The organism is Citrobacter sp. C348 (assembly GCF_047467975.1).
Lineage (GTDB): Bacteria > Pseudomonadota > Gammaproteobacteria > Enterobacterales > Enterobacteriaceae > Citrobacter > Citrobacter gillenii.
Map to the genome: position 1 here is coordinate 580,483 of NZ_JASJUJ010000001.1, position 19,094 is coordinate 599,576.

General features: G+C 53.1%; 18 protein-coding genes and 1 tRNA gene. 6 read left to right on the top strand and 13 right to left on the bottom strand.

From position 1 onward, the window contains the following. Window positions 1-28: 28 nt before the first annotated feature. Window positions 29-1,249 (bottom strand): beta-ketoacyl-ACP synthase I, encoded by a 1,221-nt coding sequence (fabB, locus tag QNN86_RS02735; RefSeq protein WP_096756333.1) that lies wholly within the window; start codon window positions 1,247-1,249, stop codon window positions 29-31. Between the two features lie 159 nt (window positions 1,250-1,408). Here fabB and mnmC point away from each other — a divergent pair, with 159 nt between their 5' ends. Beyond that, the gene (mnmC, locus tag QNN86_RS02740) at window positions 1,409-3,409 is read left to right on the top strand and encodes a bifunctional tRNA (5-methylaminomethyl-2-thiouridine)(34)-methyltransferase MnmD/FAD-dependent 5-carboxymethylaminomethyl-2-thiouridine(34) oxidoreductase MnmC (protein ID WP_414210587.1); all 2,001 of its coding nucleotides are present in this window, start codon (window positions 1,409-1,411) and stop codon (window positions 3,407-3,409) included. A 110-nt stretch (window positions 3,410-3,519) separates the two neighbouring features. On the opposite strand, the gene QNN86_RS02745 is transcribed toward mnmC, so the two are convergent. Genes QNN86_RS02745 through prmB form a run of 6 tightly spaced genes read right to left on the bottom strand, consistent with a single transcriptional unit; the run spans window position 3,520 to window position 8,071 of the window. Next, the gene (locus QNN86_RS02745; protein ID WP_096756331.1) at window positions 3,520-3,798 is read right to left on the bottom strand and encodes a YfcL family protein; all 279 of its coding nucleotides are present in this window, start codon (window positions 3,796-3,798) and stop codon (window positions 3,520-3,522) included. A gap of 32 nt (window positions 3,799-3,830) precedes the next feature. Next, complete coding sequence (locus tag QNN86_RS02750; RefSeq protein WP_181617454.1) at window positions 3,831-4,379, bottom strand: elongation factor P hydroxylase; 549 nt, start codon at window positions 4,377-4,379, stop codon at window positions 3,831-3,833. Further along, complete coding sequence (locus QNN86_RS02755; RefSeq protein ID WP_096756329.1) at window positions 4,379-5,188, bottom strand: sulfite exporter TauE/SafE family protein; 810 nt, start codon at window positions 5,186-5,188, stop codon at window positions 4,379-4,381. The genes QNN86_RS02750 and QNN86_RS02755 overlap by 1 nt, the downstream gene beginning before the upstream one ends. After that, window positions 5,188-6,012 (bottom strand): penicillin-insensitive murein endopeptidase, encoded by an 825-nt coding sequence (gene mepA, locus QNN86_RS02760; RefSeq protein WP_115257888.1) that lies wholly within the window; start codon window positions 6,010-6,012, stop codon window positions 5,188-5,190. Before mepA ends, QNN86_RS02755 begins: the two co-directional genes overlap by 1 nt. Before the next feature lie 3 nt (window positions 6,013-6,015). After that, window positions 6,016-7,101 (bottom strand): chorismate synthase, encoded by a 1,086-nt coding sequence (gene aroC / locus QNN86_RS02765; protein WP_279277872.1) that lies wholly within the window; start codon window positions 7,099-7,101, stop codon window positions 6,016-6,018. 37 nt (window positions 7,102-7,138) lie between these two features. Further along, window positions 7,139-8,071, bottom strand: a complete 933-nt coding sequence (gene prmB, locus QNN86_RS02770) for a 50S ribosomal protein L3 N(5)-glutamine methyltransferase (protein ID WP_115257887.1) — start codon at window positions 8,069-8,071, stop codon at window positions 7,139-7,141. 166 nt (window positions 8,072-8,237) lie between these two features. Between prmB and smrB the strand changes: the two genes are divergently transcribed. After that, window positions 8,238-8,789 (top strand): endonuclease SmrB, encoded by a 552-nt coding sequence (gene smrB / locus QNN86_RS02775; protein ID WP_096756325.1) that lies wholly within the window; start codon window positions 8,238-8,240, stop codon window positions 8,787-8,789. Window positions 8,790-8,897: 108 nt separating this feature from the next. On the opposite strand, the gene sixA is transcribed toward smrB, so the two are convergent. From sixA to QNN86_RS02795, 4 genes are all read right to left on the bottom strand, one after another. After that, window positions 8,898-9,383 (bottom strand): phosphohistidine phosphatase SixA, encoded by a 486-nt coding sequence (gene sixA / locus QNN86_RS02780; RefSeq protein WP_096756324.1) that lies wholly within the window; start codon window positions 9,381-9,383, stop codon window positions 8,898-8,900. A gap of 208 nt (window positions 9,384-9,591) precedes the next feature. Then, a complete protein-coding gene (gene fadJ / locus QNN86_RS02785) occupies window positions 9,592-11,739 on the bottom strand; it encodes a fatty acid oxidation complex subunit alpha FadJ (RefSeq protein ID WP_414210588.1) in 2,148 nt (715 codons plus the stop codon). Continuing rightward, a complete protein-coding gene (gene fadI, locus QNN86_RS02790; protein WP_414210589.1) occupies window positions 11,739-13,049 on the bottom strand; it encodes an acetyl-CoA C-acyltransferase FadI in 1,311 nt (436 codons plus the stop codon). The genes fadJ and fadI overlap by 1 nt, the downstream gene beginning before the upstream one ends. Window positions 13,050-13,225: 176 nt before the next feature. Then, the gene (locus QNN86_RS02795; RefSeq protein WP_115257884.1) at window positions 13,226-13,510 is read right to left on the bottom strand and encodes a YfcZ/YiiS family protein; all 285 of its coding nucleotides are present in this window, start codon (window positions 13,508-13,510) and stop codon (window positions 13,226-13,228) included. 371 nt (window positions 13,511-13,881) lie between these two features. Here QNN86_RS02795 and fadL point away from each other — a divergent pair, with 371 nt between their 5' ends. Continuing rightward, window positions 13,882-15,213, top strand: a complete 1,332-nt coding sequence (gene fadL, locus QNN86_RS02800) for a long-chain fatty acid transporter FadL (RefSeq protein WP_181617459.1) — start codon at window positions 13,882-13,884, stop codon at window positions 15,211-15,213. A 60-nt stretch (window positions 15,214-15,273) separates the two neighbouring features. On the opposite strand, the gene mlaA is transcribed toward fadL, so the two are convergent. Then, on the bottom strand, window positions 15,274-16,029 hold the full coding sequence (gene mlaA / locus QNN86_RS02805; protein WP_096756318.1) for a phospholipid-binding lipoprotein MlaA: 756 nt from the start codon (window positions 16,027-16,029) through the stop codon (window positions 15,274-15,276). A 288-nt stretch (window positions 16,030-16,317) separates the two neighbouring features. On the opposite strand from mlaA, the gene QNN86_RS02810 reads away from it, so the two are divergent. The 3 genes from QNN86_RS02810 to QNN86_RS02820 all read left to right on the top strand — a co-directional run bounded on the left by QNN86_RS02810 (window position 16,318) and on the right by QNN86_RS02820 (window position 18,724). After that, window positions 16,318-17,259, top strand: a complete 942-nt coding sequence (locus tag QNN86_RS02810; protein WP_181617460.1) for a formate/nitrite transporter family protein — start codon at window positions 16,318-16,320, stop codon at window positions 17,257-17,259. A 75-nt stretch (window positions 17,260-17,334) separates the two neighbouring features. Continuing rightward, a tRNA-Arg gene (locus QNN86_RS02815) sits at window positions 17,335-17,409 on the top strand. A gap of 160 nt (window positions 17,410-17,569) precedes the next feature. Then, window positions 17,570-18,724: a tyrosine-type recombinase/integrase gene (locus tag QNN86_RS02820; RefSeq protein ID WP_414210590.1), complete on the top strand. Its 1,155-nt coding sequence runs from the start codon at window positions 17,570-17,572 to the stop codon at window positions 18,722-18,724. Window positions 18,725-18,870: 146 nt separating this feature from the next. Here the strand turns inward: QNN86_RS02820 and QNN86_RS02825 are convergent, their stop codons facing one another. Beyond that, window positions 18,871-19,035, bottom strand: a complete 165-nt coding sequence (locus QNN86_RS02825; protein WP_414210591.1) for a hypothetical protein — start codon at window positions 19,033-19,035, stop codon at window positions 18,871-18,873. Window positions 19,036-19,094 lie beyond the last annotated feature (59 nt).

Below are 19,094 nucleotides of genomic sequence, written 5' to 3' on the forward strand. Positions count from 1 at the left end.
ACGCCTTATCCGACCAACAACCTCAGACTTATGCTTTCAGCTTACGCATAACCAGCGTGGCATTCGTGCCGCCAAAGCCGAAGCTGTTGGACATGACGGTCGTCAGCGCTTTTTCAGTCGGTTCGGTCACGATGTTCAGACCCGCCGCCTGCTCGTCCATCTCTTCGATGTTGATGCTTGGTGCGATAAAGCCGTGTTCCAGCATCAGCAGGGAGTAGATAGCTTCCTGCACGCCAGCCGCGCCCAGAGAGTGGCCAGTCATCGCTTTGGTTGCGGAGATCGCCGGGCTGTTGTCGCCGAAGACTTCACGGATAGCACCCAGCTCTTTCACGTCGCCTACCGGCGTAGAGGTACCGTGGGAGTTCAGGTAGTCGATTGGCGTATCTACGCCGTTCATCGCCATCTGCATGCAACGCACTGCGCCTTCACCTGATGGAGCCACCATGTCTGCGCCATCGGACGTTGCGCCGTAGCCAACGATTTCAGCATAGATATGCGCGCCACGTGCCAGAGCGTGTTCCAGCTCTTCAACCACAACCATACCGCCGCCGCCTGCGATAACGAAACCGTCACGGTTCGCATCATAAGTACGGGATGCTTTTTCCGGGCAGTCGTTATATTTGGTAGACAGTGCGCCCATGGCGTCGAACTCACAGGCCATTTCCCAGCACAGCTCTTCGCCGCCGCCAGCAAAAACGATATCCTGTTTGCCCAACTGAATCTGCTCAACCGCATTACCGATACAGTGCGAAGATGTCGCACAGGCGGAGCTGATGGAGTAGTTCACACCGTGGATTTTAAACGGGGTTGCGAGGCAGGCAGACACACCTGAGCCCATCGCTTTTGTGACCACATACGGGCCAACCGCTTTCAGGCCACGCGGGCTACGCATTGCGTCAGCGCCGAACACCTGAAAACGTGGGGAGCCGCCGCCGGAACCTGCAATCAGGCCAACGCGCGGGTTATTCTGGTAAACTTCTGCAGAGAGGCCGGCGTCAGCCACTGCCTGCTCCATAGAAAGGAATGCATAGATGGATGCGTCGCTCATAAAGCGCACAACTTTACGGTCAATGAGGCCAGTGGTATCCAGTTTTACGTTGCCCCAAACGTGGCTACGCATGCCGGAGTCCTTCAGCTCCTGAGAGAAAGTGATCCCTGAACGTCCTTCACGCAGAGATGCCAGGACTTCCTGCTGGTTATTACCGATGCTGGAAACGATGCCCAAGCCAGTAATCACTGCACGTTTCATTCAATACCTCTGTAAGTCGCACTATTTTAAAGTTTCGAGTGGCACAATAGCGTACACTTGTACGCCGAACAAGTCCGATCAGCCATTTTATGTGGAAATTTGCGCACTCAGGCACTCATCGTTAAGATCGAGACACAGCAAGCCAGACGAGTAACTTACGTGAAACAATACGCGATACAACCTGCCAACCTCGAATTCAACGCTGAGGGTACACCTGTTTCCCGAGATTTTGACGATGTCTATTTTTCTAACGATAACGGGCTGGAAGAGACGCGTTATGTCTTTCTCGGCGGCAATCATCTCGCAGACCGATTCCCCACCCATTCACGCCAGTTATTCATAGTGGCGGAAAGTGGTTTTGGCACTGGGCTAAACTTCCTCACACTCTGGCAGGCATTTACGACTTTTCGCACTGCGCACCCTGACGCTACCCTGGAAAGACTACATTTCATCAGTTTTGAAAAATATCCGCTGACGCGTGACGACCTGAAGTTGGCCCATCAGCATTGGCCGGAACTGACTCCGTGGGCTGAGCCATTACAGGCTCAGTGGCCGCTGCCGTTAGCAGGTTGTCATCGACTGCTGTTGGATGAAGGTCGGGTTACGCTGGATTTGTGGTTCGGCGATATTAACGACCTCACCAGTAAGTTGGATGAATCCCTGAACCAGCAGGTCGACGCCTGGTTCCTCGACGGTTTCGCGCCGGCAAAAAATCCCGATATGTGGACGCCGACGCTGTTTAACGCCATGGCCCGACTGGCCCGTCCGGGCGGCACGCTGGCAACCTTCACCTCCGCAGGTTTTGTCCGTCGGGGCTTGCAGGACGCCGGTTTCACTATGCAGAAATGCAAAGGCTTCGGGCGCAAGCGTGAAATGCTGTGCGGCGTGATGGAACAACACCTCACGTTCCCGTCACCCGCACCGTGGTTCTCACGCACCGGCACGGAAAAACGGGAAGCGGCTATTATCGGGGGCGGTATTGCCAGTGCACTGCTGTCGCTGGCTCTCTTACGTCGTGGCTGGCAGGTAACGCTGTATTGCGCTGACGATAAGCCTGCACAGGGCGCATCCGGTAATCGTCAGGGGGCACTTTACCCTTTACTCAGTAAACATGACGCCGCCATTACTCTCTTTTTCCCCACCGCATTTACCTTTGCCCGACGTCTGTATGACGCCCTGCCGGTGGATTTTGCCCACGACTGGTGCGGCGTAACGCAACTTGGTTGGGATGAAAAAAGCCAACAGAAAATCACCCAGATGCTGTCGCTTGCCTTACCTGACGACCTCGCGCTGGCCGTTGATGCTGAGCAGGTTCTGCAAACAACCGGCGTCGCAACCAACTGCGGCGGGATTCAGTATCCTGGCGGAGGATGGCTGTGTCCGGCGCAGCTCACCGCCGCCGTACTGGATTACGCCACGACGCTGGGATTACGCACCCATTACCAACATACACTGGCATCACTTGTACAACAGGAAAACAGCTGGCAGCTTCAGTTTGCCACTGGCGAAACCGTCGAACACAAGGTAGTGGTGCTGGCGAATGGTCATCGCATAAATCGCTTTGATCAGACCCAACCGTTACCGGTTTATTCTGTCGGCGGTCAGGTGAGCCATATCCCCACCACGCCTGCACTGTCGGCCCTACATCAGGTGTTGTGTTACGACGGCTACCTCACGCCACAAAATCCGGCCAATCAGCATCATTGCATCGGTGCAAGCTATCGTCGCGGTGAGGAAGAGACGACGTATCGCGACGAGGATCAGCAGCAAAACCGCCAGCGTTTACTCGACTGTTTCCCGCATGCCGCATGGGTAAAAGAGGTGGATGTCAGTGGGCAATCGGCACGTTGTGGCGTTCGCTGCGCCACCCGCGATCACTTACCGATGGTCGGCAATGTGCCGGATTATGAGGCGACGCTCAGCCAGTACGCTAATCTGGCAGAACACCAAGAAACCGCTGCACGCGCGCCGGTTTACCGTGACGTCTTTATGTTGGGCTCACTGGGATCGCGCGGGCTGTGTTCCGCCCCGCTGTGTGCGGAGATCCTGGCCGCGCAAATGAGTAATGAACCTATCCCAATGGACGCAGAAACTCTGGCAGCGTTGAATCCGAATCGGTTGTGGGTCAGGAAGTTATTGAAGGGTAAAGCGGTGAAATAAGATACCATCTCATCATTGCCTGATGCGCTGCGCTTATCAGGCCTACAACCCCCGTCTACGTAGGCCGGATAAGACGCCTTAGCGTCGCCATCCGGCACAATCCACTGCAATTATTGTTGCGTCGCCTTCTGGAACAACGTGTCCCACATCTCTTTCACTAACGCCTGGTCGCGCGGCGAGAGTTCGCCCGCGCTGATGGCTTTTTCCAGGCTGCTGGTAACATTGGCGTACAGTGCCTCAGCGGAATGGTCATCGCCGCCGTCCAGTTCTGCCACAGCCAGCGTCAAGTGTCCACGCAAGTACCCACTGGCAAACAGCTCATCATCGCTGGCGTGTTCTACCATATCGTCGATTAGTACCAGAATGCGTGATTCAAACTCCGCGATCATCTTCTTTCCTCATTGTAAACGTGGCAGCCGCTTCAGTTGAGCGCTTCGGGCCACGGGAATTGTTCCGCCTTAAGTTCAGGCGTGTGATAATAATTCTGTAACGCACGAATAAAACGCGCCGGACGTTCAGGAATGCCGTTTTCCAGATACGCCATCACCTGGGCATGAACACGACGCTGGAACACCACGCGATCCGGTTCAAAGTCCCCTTCCAGGTTGTCGCAGCTAACGTTAAACGGATAGCCCGCCGCCATGCAGAACAGCCAGTCAAATGCCTGGGGCTTCACTTCCACGTCTTCAAACTGACATTGTGTTTTAGCGTCACGCCCGTCCGGGCAGTACCAGTAACCAAAGTCGACCAGTTCACGGCGCGCTTTACCAGCAATGCACCAGTGTGAAATTTCATGTAGTGCACTGGCGTAGTAGCCATGGGCAAAAACGATCCGGTGATACGGCAATTCTGTATCTGCAGGAAGATAGATCGGTTCGTCGTCGCCTTTAATCAGACGGGTATTAAATTCATCGGCAAAGCAGCTGTTAAAAATCTCAATTAACTGTTCGTAGTGATGGGTCGTATTCATTAGTTCATCCCCAGCCAGTGGAGAATCTCCTGTCCATGATTATCATAAAGTAGCTTGGCGCTCATCACTGCGGAGACAATGACGATCATTGGCCGAATCAGTTTTTGTCCTTTGCTGAGGACCAATCGCGACCCCATTCGTGCGCCAATAAATTGGCCGATGAGCATCACAAAACCGGTGGCCCAAATCACTTTGCCACCCAGCGCGAACAGCAGCAGCCCGCCGATATTCGAGGTGGCATTCAAGACTTTGGCGTGCGCCGTGGATTTCGCCAGGTTGTAACCGCACAGCATGACAAAGGCCAGCGCGTAAAACGATCCGGCTGCCGGGCCAAAAAAGCCATCGTAAAAACCGACGCAGCCCCCGGCGACCAGCGCAAAAGGCAGGCCGTACAGCCGACGCTGTCGGTCTTCTTCACCCAGCTTAGGCATTAACAGAAAGTAGAGACCGATACAGATAACCAGAATCGGCAGGATCTGGCGCAAAATGTCCGACTGCACATGCTGGACCAGCAGCGCGCCGCTCATTGAGCCGATGAAGGTCATGGCGATATTAAGCTTCTGGTCGGCCAGATTCACCACGCCACGACGGATAAAATAGAGCGAAGCGGAGATGGACCCTCCGCAGGCTTGCAGTTTATTCGTTGCCAGCGCCTGAGCTGGCGGCATGCCTGCTGCCATCAGCGCAGGAATGGTGAGTAAACCGCCGCCCCCCGCCAGAGAATCAATAAATCCCGCCAAAATGGCCACAAAAAAAAGAACGCCCAACAGCAGCGGAGACACCATAAACAGATCGGCAAAATTATCCATTAAAGTACATGCTCATCCAGTAGCGCCTGGCAGGAAGGCGGCAACGGAGGCGGTGTCTTCTTCTCAGGCTTAGTGGTTCCCGGTTTAGGAGGTTCGAACCAGCTTTGCAGCTCCGCGCCACAGCCATCACCCGGTGGAGGTAACGGTTGATCTTCGCACTCAAGACTGTCGGCAGGACAACGTAACCGGACATGCATATGTGCACGGTGTTGGAACCATGGCCGCACTTTACGCAACCAGTCCCTGTCGCTCCCTGCATCCAGACAAAGTTGCTGTTTAATTGCCGGATTCACGAAAATACGCGTTACATCATTATCTTTTGCCGCCAGCCTGATCAGACTGAAAATTTCCGGCTTCCACAGTGACGGCACGACACGTTTGCCATCCTGAGCGACCAGATCCAGCGCTTGCGGTCGCAACAGTTGCGACTGCGTCCAGCGCGTTTTCGGCAGTTGCAGGAAAATATCAACATCCAGTCCTGTCTGGTGACTGGCGTGTCCACCGTTGAAACGCCCACCGGCCGGCATACCCATATCGCCGATTAACACCGTACCCAGACCCAAATTATTGGCCTGGGTGCTCAGACGCTGGATAAACGTCACCAGGTCAGGATGACCAAAATAGCGACGTTGATCGGTGCGCATTACCTGATAGTGTTCGGACTGCACGGGAAGCGTATCTGCCCCCACAATGCAGCCATTGGAAAACGCGCCGATAGACTGTGCGCTGCCTGCCACCGGGTGGGTAATTTTCTGCCAGGGCGTCGCTGCCAGGCAGGCCGAGCTGGCAAACAGAGCCAGTGCTGCAAGTGCCGTTTTTTTCATCTCTTACCAGCGTGGAATGTCAGTCTTCACATCCGCATTCTGCGCCCGCTGACGCAGCAGGTGATCCATCAGCACAATCGCCAGCATCGCTTCTGCGATCGGCACTGCGCGGATCCCAACGCACGGATCGTGACGTCCTTTGGTGACCATCTCGACTTCTTCACCAAAGCGGTTAATAGTGCGCCCGGGAACGGTAATACTGGAAGTCGGTTTCAGCGCCATATGTGCAACAATTTGTTGCCCGCTGCTGATGCCCCCCAGAATGCCACCAGCATGATTACTCTGGAAACCCTCTTTGGTGATTTCATCACGGTTCTGACTACCACGTAACGCAACAACGTCGAAGCCGTCGCCAATCTCCACGCCTTTCACCGCATTAATGCTCATCAACGCATGGGCGATGTCAGCATCCAGACGGTCAAAAACAGGTTCGCCGAGACCGGCCGGTACACCGCTTGCAACCACGGTCACTTTTGCACCGATGGAGTCACCCTCTTTCTTGAGTGCGCGCATCAGTTCATCCAGCGCGGTGATTTTGTCCGGATCCGGGCAAAAGAACGGGTTTTGTTCGACCTGAGACCAGTCTTTAATATCCAGCGGAATATTGCCCATTTGGGTCAGGCATCCGCGGATTTGTACGCCGAATTTTTCCGCCAGGTATTTTTTGGCAATCGCCCCGGCCGCCACGCGCATTGCCGTTTCGCGCGCGGACGAACGCCCGCCGCCACGGTAGTCACGCACACCGTATTTCTGCTCGTAGGTGTAGTCGGCATGGCCTGGACGAAAAACATCCTTAATGGCGCCGTAATCCTGCGAACGCTGATCGGTATTTTCAATCAACAGGCCAATACTGGTGCCGGTGGTGACGCCGTCAAACACGCCGGAAAGGATCTTCACCTGATCCGGCTCACGACGCTGCGTGGTGTAACGCGAGGTTCCCGGACGACGTCTGTCGAGATCGTGCTGCAGATCAGCTTCTGTCAGCGGAATGCCCGGTGGAACACCATCAACGATACAGCCGAGCGCCAGCCCGTGTGATTCACCGAAGGTCGTTACGCGAAAGAGTTGTCCAATTGTGTTTCCTGCCATCACCGCTCCGTTATCGTTGTTGTGTTTGCGCGTGTCGTTAATCTTTATAGATGCTGAAATGTTCGCGAGCGGCAATCAGCTGCGCTTTGGTCAGCATGAATACGCCATCACCGCCGTTGTCGAATTCCAGCCACGTAAACGGCACGTCCGGATATTGTTCCATCAGATGTACCATGCTGTTACCGACTTCACAAATCAGAATACCGTTGTCTGACAGGTAGTCCGGCGCATTGCCAAGAATGCGACGGGTCAGCTTCAGCCCATCACTTCCGGACGCCAGGCCCAGCTCAGGTTCGTGGCGATACTCATTAGGCAGATCGGACATATCTTCCGCATCCACATACGGCGGGTTGGTCACAATCAGGTCATACTGTACTTTCAGCAGGTCACGGAACAGATCGGAGCGGATCGGCGTCACGTGATTGATCAGACCATGCTCTTCAATATTGTGCTCGGTCACCGCCAGGGCGTCAGTGGAAATATCCACCGCGTCCACTTCGGCTTCCGGGAAGGCATACGCGCAGGCAATAGCAATACAGCCGCTGCCGGTACACATATCGAGAATGTGCTGCGGCTGCTCGCTGATAAGACCGGCAAAGCGATTATTGATCAGCTCGGCAATCGGTGAGCGCGGCACCAGCACGCGTTCATCAACATAGAATTCGTGACCGCAGAACCAGGCTTTGTTGGTCAGGTAGGCAACCGGGATACGCTCGTTAACGCGGCGAATTACGCGCTCAACAATACGGTGGCGTTCGCTGGAGGTCAGGCGCGCAGTGCGCATATCTTCAGGAATATCCAGCGGCAGGTAGAGTGACGGCAGCACCAGTTGTACCGCCTCATCCCATGGGTTATCCGTCCCGTGACCATACCAGATATTCGCCGCGCTAAAACGGCTGACCGCCCAACGCAACATGTCCTGAATGGTATGCAGTTCACTCACTGCTTCATCAACGAAAATTTTATCCACGTATTCCTCCAGGGCATGCTCGTATTAAATTCGGCGGCTAGTTTGCCACGAAGACGGCGATAAATCAGCATTCACGCCGAGCCTGAGCGCGAAAATTGCGTTTTAAGCGATCGGATGCCCATCGAGTCGGGTTAAACTAACGGAAAATAAAAGATGAGACGCTCAAATGAAAAAGAAAACATCGCTCAGCGAGGAGGATCAGACGCTGTTTCGCCAGTTGATGACCGGCACTCGTCAAATTAAGCAGGACACGATTGTCCATCGACCACCGCGTAAAAAAATCACCGAGGTGCCGGTTAAAAGGCTGTTGCAGGAACAGGCTGATGCCAGCCACTATTTCTCTGATGAGTTTCAGCCGCTGTTGAACACAGAGGGTCCGGTCAGATATCTGCGGGCCGACGTCAGCCACTTTGAACTGAAGAAAATGCGCCGTGGTGACTACTCCCCGGAACTGTTTCTTGATTTACACGGGCTGACGCAACAGCAGGCTAAACAGGAACTCGGGGCGCTGATTGCCGCCTGTCGTCGTGAACACGTCTTCTGCGCCTGCGTCATGCACGGCCACGGAAAGCACGTTCTGAAACAGCAAACGCCGCTTTGGCTGGCGCAACATCCGCACGTGATGGCTTTTCATCAGGCGCCTAAAGAGTACGGCGGCGACGCCGCGCTGCTGGTACTGATTGAAGTGGAAGAGTGGTTACCGCCCGAACTTCCCTGAGAACGGAAAACAGAAAGAGCCGCAGTTGCGGCTCTTTTTATTGCAGGCTCATGTCAAAGACGTTTTACCGGATGGCTGCGCTCGCGCTTGATCCGGCCAACGAAACGACTATATCGCTTTCGCCATCTTCAGATTACACGGGCTCATCTGCCAGTTGAAAACGCCCTTTCCGCTCTCATCAAGCGTGACGCTGGCAATCGCAGATGTGGTAAACATCGGCGGCGTTTCACCCGGACACAGCTCGGACACCAGATATCCCACCAAAGGCAGGTGAGAGATGACCAGCGCCGTAGCGACACCTTCATTGGCCAGTGCCTGCAAATAGGCGCTGACCAGACCGACATCGCCGCAGGGAGTCAGCTCCGGCAAAACATCCACACCGGTTGGCAGGTTCATACATTCCCCGACCACATCCAGCGTTTGTTCGGCTCGCAGAAACGGGCTCACCAGAACACGTTCGATATCCACTTTTTGACCTTTCAGCCAGTTCGCCATCAGGCGAGATTCGTCACAACCGCAGGAGGTTAAGGGACGAACCGAATCACTGGCGGCATCGAGGGCCGCGTCGCCGTGACGCATGATAAAAACTTGCATATTGCACCGCTTTTGTTAACCAGAAACACCAACACCTTTAGCCAACGCCCCTATTGGCGAGGGTAAATGTGTGGTGGCCGGCATTGTGCCTTATCCATTCACCGAATGAAACGCTGTTTTTTACCTTAATGGCGTAAGTATAGTCAATCTCTGTTTACATTTTGAGCTTAACTCGTACATTCGGTGCGGATTCATCTTACCTTTGACCTCATGAATTCAGGTCAGTTTCCCCGTGCTTCCAGAAACTATTTCCGCGTTCCGCCATCTGCAGTAACGGTTCACACGGCGTAAACCGGGAACCATACTGTGTGGTCAGTCGTTGCAGAACCGCAACCACTTCACCCGCCCCGAGGGAGTCCATATACCGGAACGGGCCGCCGAGGAATGGCGGAAAACCGATACCAAACACAGCGCCGATGTCACCATCGCGTGCGCTGCGGATAATCTTCTCATCGAAACAGCGTGCCGCTTCGTTGAGCATTAACATGACACACCGCTCTGCAATCTGCGGGCCACTGAGTTTGCTCTGTCCCTGGACGCCAATAAGCGTATAAATTGCAGGGTCGACCTGTTTTTTGCTTTTACGCCCTTTCGCACCATAAAGATAGAAACCCCGACCATTTTTTCTACCTTTGCGATCATCATTCAGAATTGAAGTAACAACATTTGCAGGTGCGCTAAAACGTTCACCGTAAGCGGCTTCCAGTACAGGTATAATTTTAGTGCCCGTATCAATTCCGACCTCATCCAAAAGTTGGATTGGCCCTACCGGAAAACCAAACTTTACCAGTGCAGCATCAATCTGCTCAACGCGCTCGCCCTCGGTCAATAAGCGGATAGCTTCGTTGATGTACGGAGCAAGAATGCGATTTACATAGAACCCGGCCTTATCCTGCACCACAATCGGCGTTTTCCCCTGTTTTTTCGCCAGTTTAACCGTGGTGGCAATAGTGCGTTCGGACGTTGTTGTATGAGGAATAACTTCTACTAGCGGCATCTTTTCTACCGGACTAAAGAAGTGCAAACCAATGACCTGCTCAGGCCGTACTGCGTTGGCTGCAATGTCGCTAATCGGTAAAGATGAGGTGTTGGAAGCAAAAATGGTATGAGGGGCGCAATTGTGCTCAATATCTGCCACCATCTGTTGTTTTAACGCCAGATCTTCAAACACCGCTTCAATAACCAGATCGCGATGCGCAAAACCGCGAAAATCGGTGGTGCCTGAAATCAGCGCCAGCTGTTTGTCACGCTCACCGGCTTTGAGATGGCGACGGCGAACTTTTGTTTCAAGCTGATCCCAACTGTACTTCAGCGCGTGGTTGATGCCCTTAGCATTGATATCTTTGATACGCACCGGCAAGCCGCCTTTGCAGGCCGTCACGTAGGCAATCCCCCCGCCCATCAGCCCCCCGCCCAGAATCGCGACGCTGTTTAGCGGACCGGGTTGTACCTCGCTACCGGGATCTTTTTTCACGTCGGTGTTTGCAAAAAAGACGTTACGCAGAGCTTGAGACTGCGGCGTCATCGCCAGATCACCAAACGCGCGGGCTTCTGCGTCGTAGCCGCTGCTGCTGCCCTGTGCCAGACCGGTCTCGATCACCTCAAGAATACGATGGGTTGCGGGGTAATTTCCCTGCGTTTTCTGTGCGGTCTTTTTACCGACCATACGGAACAGCAGCGCCCGCCCCAGCGGCCCGGCCAGAATGCGTTCCCGTACCGGCAGGCTATGGTGTACCGAACTCTCCTTTTTAGCCAGTTCCACCGCTGCTTCCAGCAAAATGGTCTGCGGCACAACCTCGTCCACCAACCCCACTTTCAGCGCCTGTTTAGCGCGTAATTGTTTGCCGGTCAGGATCATGTCCAGCGCAGTGCTAACGCCAATCAGACGGGGCAACCGCTGCGTGCCGCCAGAGCCGGGTAACAGACCAAGCTGTACTTCTGGCAGGCCCAGCACGGTTTTAACGTCATCAGTACAAATGCGGCTATGACACGCCAGTGCCATCTCCAGACCGCCGCCCAGACAAGCACCGTGAATGGCAGCGATAACCGGGATCGGCAACGCATTAATTTCCGCCATCATCTGCTGCCCCTGACGAGCCAGGGTTTCGGCTTCCTGCGCACTGCGACAGTTGCCGATCATATTGATATCCGCCCCGGCGATGAAATTATCCGGCTTCGCCGAAATGAACACCACGCCGCGCAGATCTTTGTTGTCGCGAATTTGTTTTAAAATAGCCCGCACCTGAGAAGCAAACTCGGCTTTCAGGGTATTCATTTTCTCTCCGGGCACATCAATGGAGACTACCGCCACGTTATCCAGACGCACGTGTAGCGTAAAAGCAGATGCCATTTCCATTATTCCGCCTCCAGAACCATTGCCGCACCCAGACCACCCGCCGCACACGCGGTGACCAAACCAAACCCACCACCACGACGCCGTAATTCATGCAGCGTTTGGGTGATCATGCGCGCGCCGGTCGCGGCGAAAGGGTGTCCGTAGGCAATCGAACCGCCCAGCACGTTAAATTTGCTGTCATCCACTTCGCCAGTGGCATGTGCCCTACCCAGAACGTCACGAGCAAAACGTTCGCTGCCAAGCAGTTGAATATTCGCCAGCGTCTGCGCGGCAAAAGCTTCATGCATATCAATCAGCGTGAGATCGGCCAGAGTCAGGCCCGCGCGCTCCAGAGCCAACGGCGTCGACCATGCCGGACCCAGCAACATATCCTGCCAGACGTCGATGGCAGTAAACGCAAAACTGCGTAGATAGCCCAGCGGCACCAGTCCCAGCTCTTTCGCCCGGGACTCCGTCATCAAAATCACCGCAGCAGCGCCGTCGGTCAATGGTGTACTGTTTGCCGCCGTGACGGTGCCGTGTTTACGGTCAAACGCCGGGCGCAGTTTAGCGTAATCCGTCAGCGTAGAGTTTCCGCGAATATTGTTATCTTCTGAGAAGGGATCTTTAAACGGCGGAGCATAGGTGGTCATCACCTCGTCTGCCAGTTTGCCTTCGGCCCAGGCCTGAGCGGCTCGCTGATGCGAACGGTACGCCAGCGCATCCTGCTGCTCACGCGTGATGCCGTAGGTTTTCGCCATTTGCTCTGCCGTATCCCCCATACGTAAGCCGGTGGAATACTCAGCAACCGCAGGTGGGACCGGCATCAGGTCGCGCAAACGCAGTCGGGAAAAAAGCTTCAGCCGCTGACCGGTGGTGCGGGCTTTATTGACGTCCACCAACACCCGCGCCAACTTTTTGCTGACGCCAATTGGCAGCACGGAAGAGGAGTCAGCCCCGCCAGCAATACCCGCACGGATGGTTCCTGCCATCAGGCTTTCCGCGACATTCGCCACCGCCTGAAAACTGGTGGCGCAGGCTCTGCTCACGCTGTAGGCATCGGTATGTACGTTCATCCCGGTGCCCAGCACAATTTCACGGGCGATATTGGGCGCTTCCGGCATTTGCACAACCTGGCCAAAAACCAGTTGTTCAATGGCATCGGCAGGAATTTCACTGCGCGCCAGCAACTCACCGACGACCATTTTTCCCAAATCAACGGCGGGAATGCCATGAAACGCGGTTGCCTGACGGGCAAAAGGCGTACGCAATCCGCTCACAATGGCGATGCGATCGCCCTGACGGGTAACCAGCGGTAAAGCCTGACTCATAACACTCCCCTGTTAAAAAATAAAATAAGTGGTCTGACCTGATCACAGTCTTAACCAATTTTTTACATTTAGCCAAGTGGAGAGAAATGAAAGTGGGAGCTATGGCACAGTGAGTAATCACTGCTTGTTACGAAAATGCCCTTGTCAGAAGGTGGCAAGGGCACTGAAAGAAGGGATTAACGCAGACCCAGCTGGAAGATCAGGGTTTCAGCTTCACAGGCGAAAACAAAATCGATATCCAGACGAACACCCTCAGCTTCTTCAGTAAAGGTTGGGGTGATTTGGCAAGGCTCAGATTCTACGCCACGCGCCTTCTCGGTGAGAGCGGCCAGCGTTTCTTCTGCCTGTGCGCGAGTCGCGAACACACGGCTGTATGACGCGGTGCAATCGGTGTTGTCCATGATGGTACCAACATCCATACAGCAGCAAACCGGGGTTTCATCAGCACTGCATTTACTCATTGTAGATTTCCTCTGTATTCGCACCAAGGGTGCCAGATAAACGTTGGGGATATTTTACGCTCCCATTTTCCTCCTCTCCAGTCGTTAATTGTGCGAAATGCGATAAGCGACCGAAATCACACTTAAAAATGATCCAAAACAAAAATCGCCCGAACAGGTGAGTGCGCATCCCCACAATTTTGCCAGCTGGATCGCGTTTTTAAGATCATATTTGAAAAAACTTATAAACATACTTGCAACATTCTATCTGGTCAGACCTATACTCTCGCCACTGGTCTGATTTCTATGTGGTACCTCAGACCCTACACTTCGCGCTCCTGTTACGGCATGTAACATTGTTTGTATAAAAATAAATCGATGAGGTTATGGTCATGAGCCAGAAAACCCTGTTTACAAAGTCTGCTCTCGCAGTCGCAGTGGCAATTATTTCCACACAGGCCTGGTCTGCAGGCTTTCAGTTAAACGAATTTTCTTCCTCTGGCCTTGGCCGGGCATATTCGGGTGAAGGCGCTATCGCAGACGACGCTGGTAACGCCAGCCGCAACCCGGCACTGATCATGATGTTCGATCGCCCTACTTTCTCAGCAGGTGCGATTTTCGTCGATCCGGACGTTGATATTTCCGGCCGTTCACGCATTGGCAACGACGCCAGCCAGGATAACATTGCGCCGACTGCATGGGTGCCGAACCTACACTATGTTGCCCCGATTAACGATCAGTTTGGTTGGGGGGCATCTGTCACCTCTAACTATGGTCTGGCGACGGAGTTTAATAACAATTACACCGCTGGCTCTATGGGTGGAAAGACCGATCTGCAAACACTCAACCTGAACCTGAGCGGTGCCTATCGTCTTAATAATCACTTCAGCTTCGGCCTCGGCTTGAACGCCGTGTATGCCAAAGCAAAACTTGAACGCTATGCGGGCGACCTTCCACAGCAGATCGTCGCAGGTTCTGGTGGGCGAGTTCCTCCAGCACTGGCAGCCCAATACCCAGCAGATACGCAAATTGCGCGCCTGAAGGGGGACGAATGGGGCTTCGGTTGGAACGCGGGTATCCTGTATGAAGTAGATAAAGATAACCGTTACGGTTTCACCTACCGTTCAGAAGTAAAAGTTGACTTCGATGGCGACTATCGCAGCAGCCTGCCTTCCACAGACCGTATCCCCCCGCAATTGCGTCCAGTGTTCGCCAGCCTGCCAGCAGGAACCAATGGCAACACAATCGACGGTTCACTTGACCTGAACCTGCCAGAAATGTGGGAGATTTCAGGTTATAACCGCGTTGCACCGCAGTGGGCGGTACACTACAGCATGGCATACACCAGCTGGAGTCAGTTCCAGGAGCTGAAAGCGAAAGGGAGCGACGGCCAGACCCTGTTCTATAAAGAAGAAGGTTTCAAAGACTCTTATCGTATCGCGCTGGGTACAACCTACTACTACGACGATACCTGGACGTTCCGTTCCGGTATTGCCTATGATGACAGTCCAGTCCCGGCTGACCGCCGTTCTATTTCTATTCCAGACCAGGACCGCTTCTGGCTGAGCGCAGGGGCAACCTACGCCTTTAATAAGGATGCCTCTGTAGATGTAGGGGTATCTTACATGCACGGTCAGAAAGTGAAATTCGAAGAAGGCCCTTACTCTTTCGAATCAGAAGGGAAAGCCTGGCTTTATGGTATGAACCTGAACTACGCATTCTGATTTTCTTCAGACGTAAAAAAGGTGAGCTAAAAAGCTCACCTTTTTATTTGTACCTCTTCCTTATTCGGAATCGATATCTTTTAAATCATCCTGAATCGCTTGCGCGTTCGGGTTTTCTTCTGGTTTGAGTTTCCCGCCGTTCGCGATGAAGTCATGACGCTGGAAGTAAGCTTCACGCACCATAATGTACGGGTCGGAAGATTGACGCAGCAGACCGTCGGAGTCGAGCAGTTGCGCGCGGGTTTCAATCCCTTCAATGGTCCATTTACCGACCGACAACGGCCAGGTCAGCCACGACAGAACCGGATACAGCGTATCCACCATATCACCACCGTCATCACGTACCGTGAAGCTGCCGTAGAACGGAAGTTGCATATACGGACCGTAGCCTACATCATAGTGACCTAACGTACTGCCGAAACGATGGGGTTCAACGCGCTGCAGTTTTGGATTCGCCATGCCCGCAACATCGATAAAGCCGCCCATACCTAGTAAGGTGTTCAGGAAGAAACGGGTGAAATGCACCATCCCTTGATAGGGATCGCCCTGCAGGAAATAGTTGACCATCACGGCCGGTTCTTCGAGGTTGCCCGTAAAGTTGCTCAAACCGTTTCTGGCCGGCTGCGGAACATAATCACGCCAGGCTACAGCCACCGGTCGAACAACATACGGATCCAACACATTAAAGTTGAAGTTGTACATGGTGCGGTTGAACCCTTCAAACGGATCCGAGCGCCCCTGCTGTTCTGTACCGGAGCTCGCACACCCCACCAAAAGTGTGGTTCCCAGCGCAAGCGCCGACAGGCGAAGCTTCATAAGTGTCTCCCTGTGTATTATGGCTATCGCTGATTGCCATCCATGACGGAACAATAAGGTGTCCGCCGGTTTAGATGTGAGCGATTGTAACAGCACGTCAAACGATGTCTATATACCCTAACTTACTGATTTGATCATAGCCTGGTAAGGTAGACCTCGCGGTGTTTCTATTTTACCGAATCCGATAAATACAAACGTTACCATTTTTGCGATTTCAGAGTTTCTCCCGCCAGTTTCTGGATAAAAACCGCTACGCTTTAGCAATACGTGCTTATTCAGGACTTAAAAATGAATGACATCGAAAAAGAAAAAATTGATCAACACAGCGACGAACTCGAAGTAGAAAGTGAAGAGAAGTTGCAGGGTAAAAAGATAGAAGTCGACGAGGACCGACTTCCTTCCCGTGCTATGGCGATTCACGAACATATTCGCCAGGACGGGGAAAAAGAGATGGAACGCGATGCGATGGCGCTGCTGTGGTCAGCTATCGCCGCTGGGCTATCGATGGGAGCCTCTTTACTGGCAAAGGGCATTTTTCACGTACAGCTTGAGGGCGTTCCCGGCGGGTTCTTACTGGAAAACCTCGGTTATACCTTCGGGTTTATCATTGTCATCATGGCCCGCCAACAGCTCTTTACCGAAAACACTGTAACCGCTGTCCTGCCGGTCATGCAAAATCCAACCCTCGGCAATTTTGGTTTACTGATGCGTCTGTGGGGCGTGGTCTTGCTGGGTAACATTATCGGCACCGGCATTGCGGCATGGGCATTTGAATATATGCCAATTTTTGATGAAGAGACTCGCGACGCCTTTGTCAAAATTGGGATGGACGTTATGAAAAATAGCCCGACGGAGATGTTTTCCAACGCGATTATTTCCGGTTGGCTGATCGCCACCATGGTGTGGATGTTTCCCGCAGCGGGCGCGGCAAAAATTGTCGTCATTGTTCTGATGACCTGGCTTATTGCGTTGGGTGATACCACGCACATCGTCGTCGGCTCGGTTGAGATTCTCTACCTGGTCTTTAACGGCACACTGCACTGGAGCGACTTCTTCTGGCCGTTCGCGCTTCCAACGCTTGCCGGGAATATTTGCGGTGGGACATTTATCTTCGCGTTGATGAGCCATGCGCAAATTCGCAATGATATGAGCAATAAACGCAAAGAAGAGGCCCGATTAGCGGCTGAGCGGGAACAAAAAAAGCAGAAAAACCAGAAGAAACAATCCTGAATGGCGACTGTTTGAGCAGTCAGGCGGACACAGACTTACCGTTGCAGGTAAAAAACGCTATACTCGTGCCGCTTCGTCCCCTTAGTTAAATGGATATAACGAGCCCCTCCTAAGGGCTAGTTGCAGGTTCGATTCCTGCAGGGGACACCATTTCACAGTTCGCCACTCTCCGCAGTAGTTCGCAAAATCCCTTACATAGCAAGCTCTCAATAAAATACCAGTTCGCCATAGTTCGCAATGGAACGTTGACAGCCGCATGCTTCGGCGGGTAAAAAACGAGTAAATAATTTTACCCACCGGAATTTTACCCATGCTCACCATCAAGCAGATCGACGCGGCAAAGCCGAAAGATAAACCGTACCGGCTGCTCGACAGCAATGGCCTGTACCTTTATGTGCCGGTTACCGGAAAGAAAGTATGGCAATTGCGTTACAAGCTCGATGGAAAAGAGAAGGTGCTGACGGTAGGAAAATATCCGCTCATGTCATTGCAGGAAGCCAGAGACAAAGCGTGGCTTGCCAAAAAGGATGTGTCTGTCGGTGTCGATCCGGTAAAGGCTAAAAAGCTGTCAGCCACAGACAACTCATTCGGCTCCATATACCAGGAATGGTACGAACACAAAAAACAGGTATGGTCAGAGGTATACAGCACCGAACTGTCACGCATGTTCCATGATGACATTCTGCCGTTGATTGGCGGGATGGAGATTAACGAGATAGAACCCATGCAGATACTTGAAGTGATCCGACGGTATGAAGACCGTGGGGCAATGGAACGGGCCAATAAGGCGCGACGGCGGTGCGGGGAAGTATTCAGGTACGCGATAGTTACCGGGAGAGCGAAGTATAACCCTGCGCCTGACCTGGCTGATGCCATGAAGGGTTACCGGAAGAAGAACTACCCCTTCCTTCCTGCAGACCAGATACCGGCATTCAATAAGGCGCTGGCTGGGTTCTCCGGAAGCATCGTTTCACGCATAGCAACGCAGGTTCTGCAATACACGGTACTCAGGACAAAAGAACTCCGGTCCATGCAATGGTCGAACGTCGACTTTGAAACCAGGACTATAACGATCGCCGAAGAGGTGATGAAAGGGCGTCGAGTTCACCTTGTCCCAATGTCAGATCAGGTGATCTCTCTGCTTGAGACTTTAAAGCCGGTCACGCAGCCGATATCAAGCTTCGTGTTCGCCGGGCGCAACGATAAAACAAAGCCAATCAGTGAGAATGCCGTGCTGCTGGTTATTAGGCAGATAGGATATGAAGGCCTGGCAAGTGGCCACGGTTTCCGGCACCAGTTCAGCACAATAATGAACGAGCATGAGTGGCCCGCAGATGCCATTGAGAAACAGTTAGCACACGCTAACAGCGGCTCTATACGTGGGATATACAATCACGCACAGTACATGGATAAGCGCCGGGAAATGATGCAGTGGTGGGCTGACTGGATTGATGAGAAAGTATGAAAAATTAGCGCAAGACGAATCACCACCTTCCGAGGTTTTGAGTTGTTTTGCGCTAATTTTTTGCCCCATCCATGCCCCACCCGACAAAGCCACACAAAGTTTTGTAAATAGATACAAGCCTTTGTGTGGCCCATTTTTACCCCTCTCTATTTCACCGGTTCATAAAACCCACATTCTGGATCATCACAAAACCACCATTTTTCACCAAGATAATCTTCCTGGTACATGGTGCTGCCGCATATAGGGCGGAATTTCAGAAAGGCATCCTGCTCAGACTTCTGCTCTGTGTTTTTTTCGTTTTCTGCTGTCATGTCAGATCCTTAAATTGATCAAGGCCATTGATTTCAAACAACAGATCACCCATTATCAC

What these genes read in the sequence shown, in the direction of transcription:
- mlaA (WP_096756318.1), bottom strand. Translation starts at nt 16,029, where the DNA reads ATGAAGCTTCGCCTGTCGGCGCTTGCGCTGGGAACCACACTTTTGGTG.
- fabB (WP_096756333.1), bottom strand. Translation starts at nt 1,249, where the DNA reads ATGAAACGTGCAGTGATTACTGGCTTGGGCATCGTTTCCAGCATCGGT.
- QNN86_RS02755 (WP_096756329.1), bottom strand. Translation starts at nt 5,188, where the DNA reads ATGGATAATTTTGCCGATCTGTTTATGGTGTCTCCGCTGCTGTTGGGC.
- fadL (WP_181617459.1), top strand. Translation starts at nt 13,882, where the DNA reads ATGAGCCAGAAAACCCTGTTTACAAAGTCTGCTCTCGCAGTCGCAGTG.
- aroC (WP_279277872.1), bottom strand. Translation starts at nt 7,101, where the DNA reads ATGGCAGGAAACACAATTGGACAACTCTTTCGCGTAACGACCTTCGGT.
- QNN86_RS02750 (WP_181617454.1), bottom strand. Translation starts at nt 4,379, where the DNA reads ATGAATACGACCCATCACTACGAACAGTTAATTGAGATTTTTAACAGC.
- QNN86_RS02795 (WP_115257884.1), bottom strand. Translation starts at nt 13,510, where the DNA reads ATGAGTAAATGCAGTGCTGATGAAACCCCGGTTTGCTGCTGTATGGAT.
- sixA (WP_096756324.1), bottom strand. Translation starts at nt 9,383, where the DNA reads ATGCAAGTTTTTATCATGCGTCACGGCGACGCGGCCCTCGATGCCGCC.
- QNN86_RS02825 (WP_414210591.1), bottom strand. Translation starts at nt 19,035, where the DNA reads ATGACAGCAGAAAACGAAAAAAACACAGAGCAGAAGTCTGAGCAGGAT.
- QNN86_RS02820 (WP_414210590.1), top strand. Translation starts at nt 17,570, where the DNA reads ATGCTCACCATCAAGCAGATCGACGCGGCAAAGCCGAAAGATAAACCG.
- smrB (WP_096756325.1), top strand. Translation starts at nt 8,238, where the DNA reads ATGAAAAAGAAAACATCGCTCAGCGAGGAGGATCAGACGCTGTTTCGC.
- QNN86_RS02745 (WP_096756331.1), bottom strand. Translation starts at nt 3,798, where the DNA reads ATGATCGCGGAGTTTGAATCACGCATTCTGGTACTAATCGACGATATG.
- fadI (WP_414210589.1), bottom strand. Translation starts at nt 13,049, where the DNA reads ATGAGTCAGGCTTTACCGCTGGTTACCCGTCAGGGCGATCGCATCGCC.
- fadJ (WP_414210588.1), bottom strand. Translation starts at nt 11,739, where the DNA reads ATGGAAATGGCATCTGCTTTTACGCTACACGTGCGTCTGGATAACGTG.
- mepA (WP_115257888.1), bottom strand. Translation starts at nt 6,012, where the DNA reads ATGAAAAAAACGGCACTTGCAGCACTGGCTCTGTTTGCCAGCTCGGCC.
- QNN86_RS02810 (WP_181617460.1), top strand. Translation starts at nt 16,318, where the DNA reads ATGAATGACATCGAAAAAGAAAAAATTGATCAACACAGCGACGAACTC.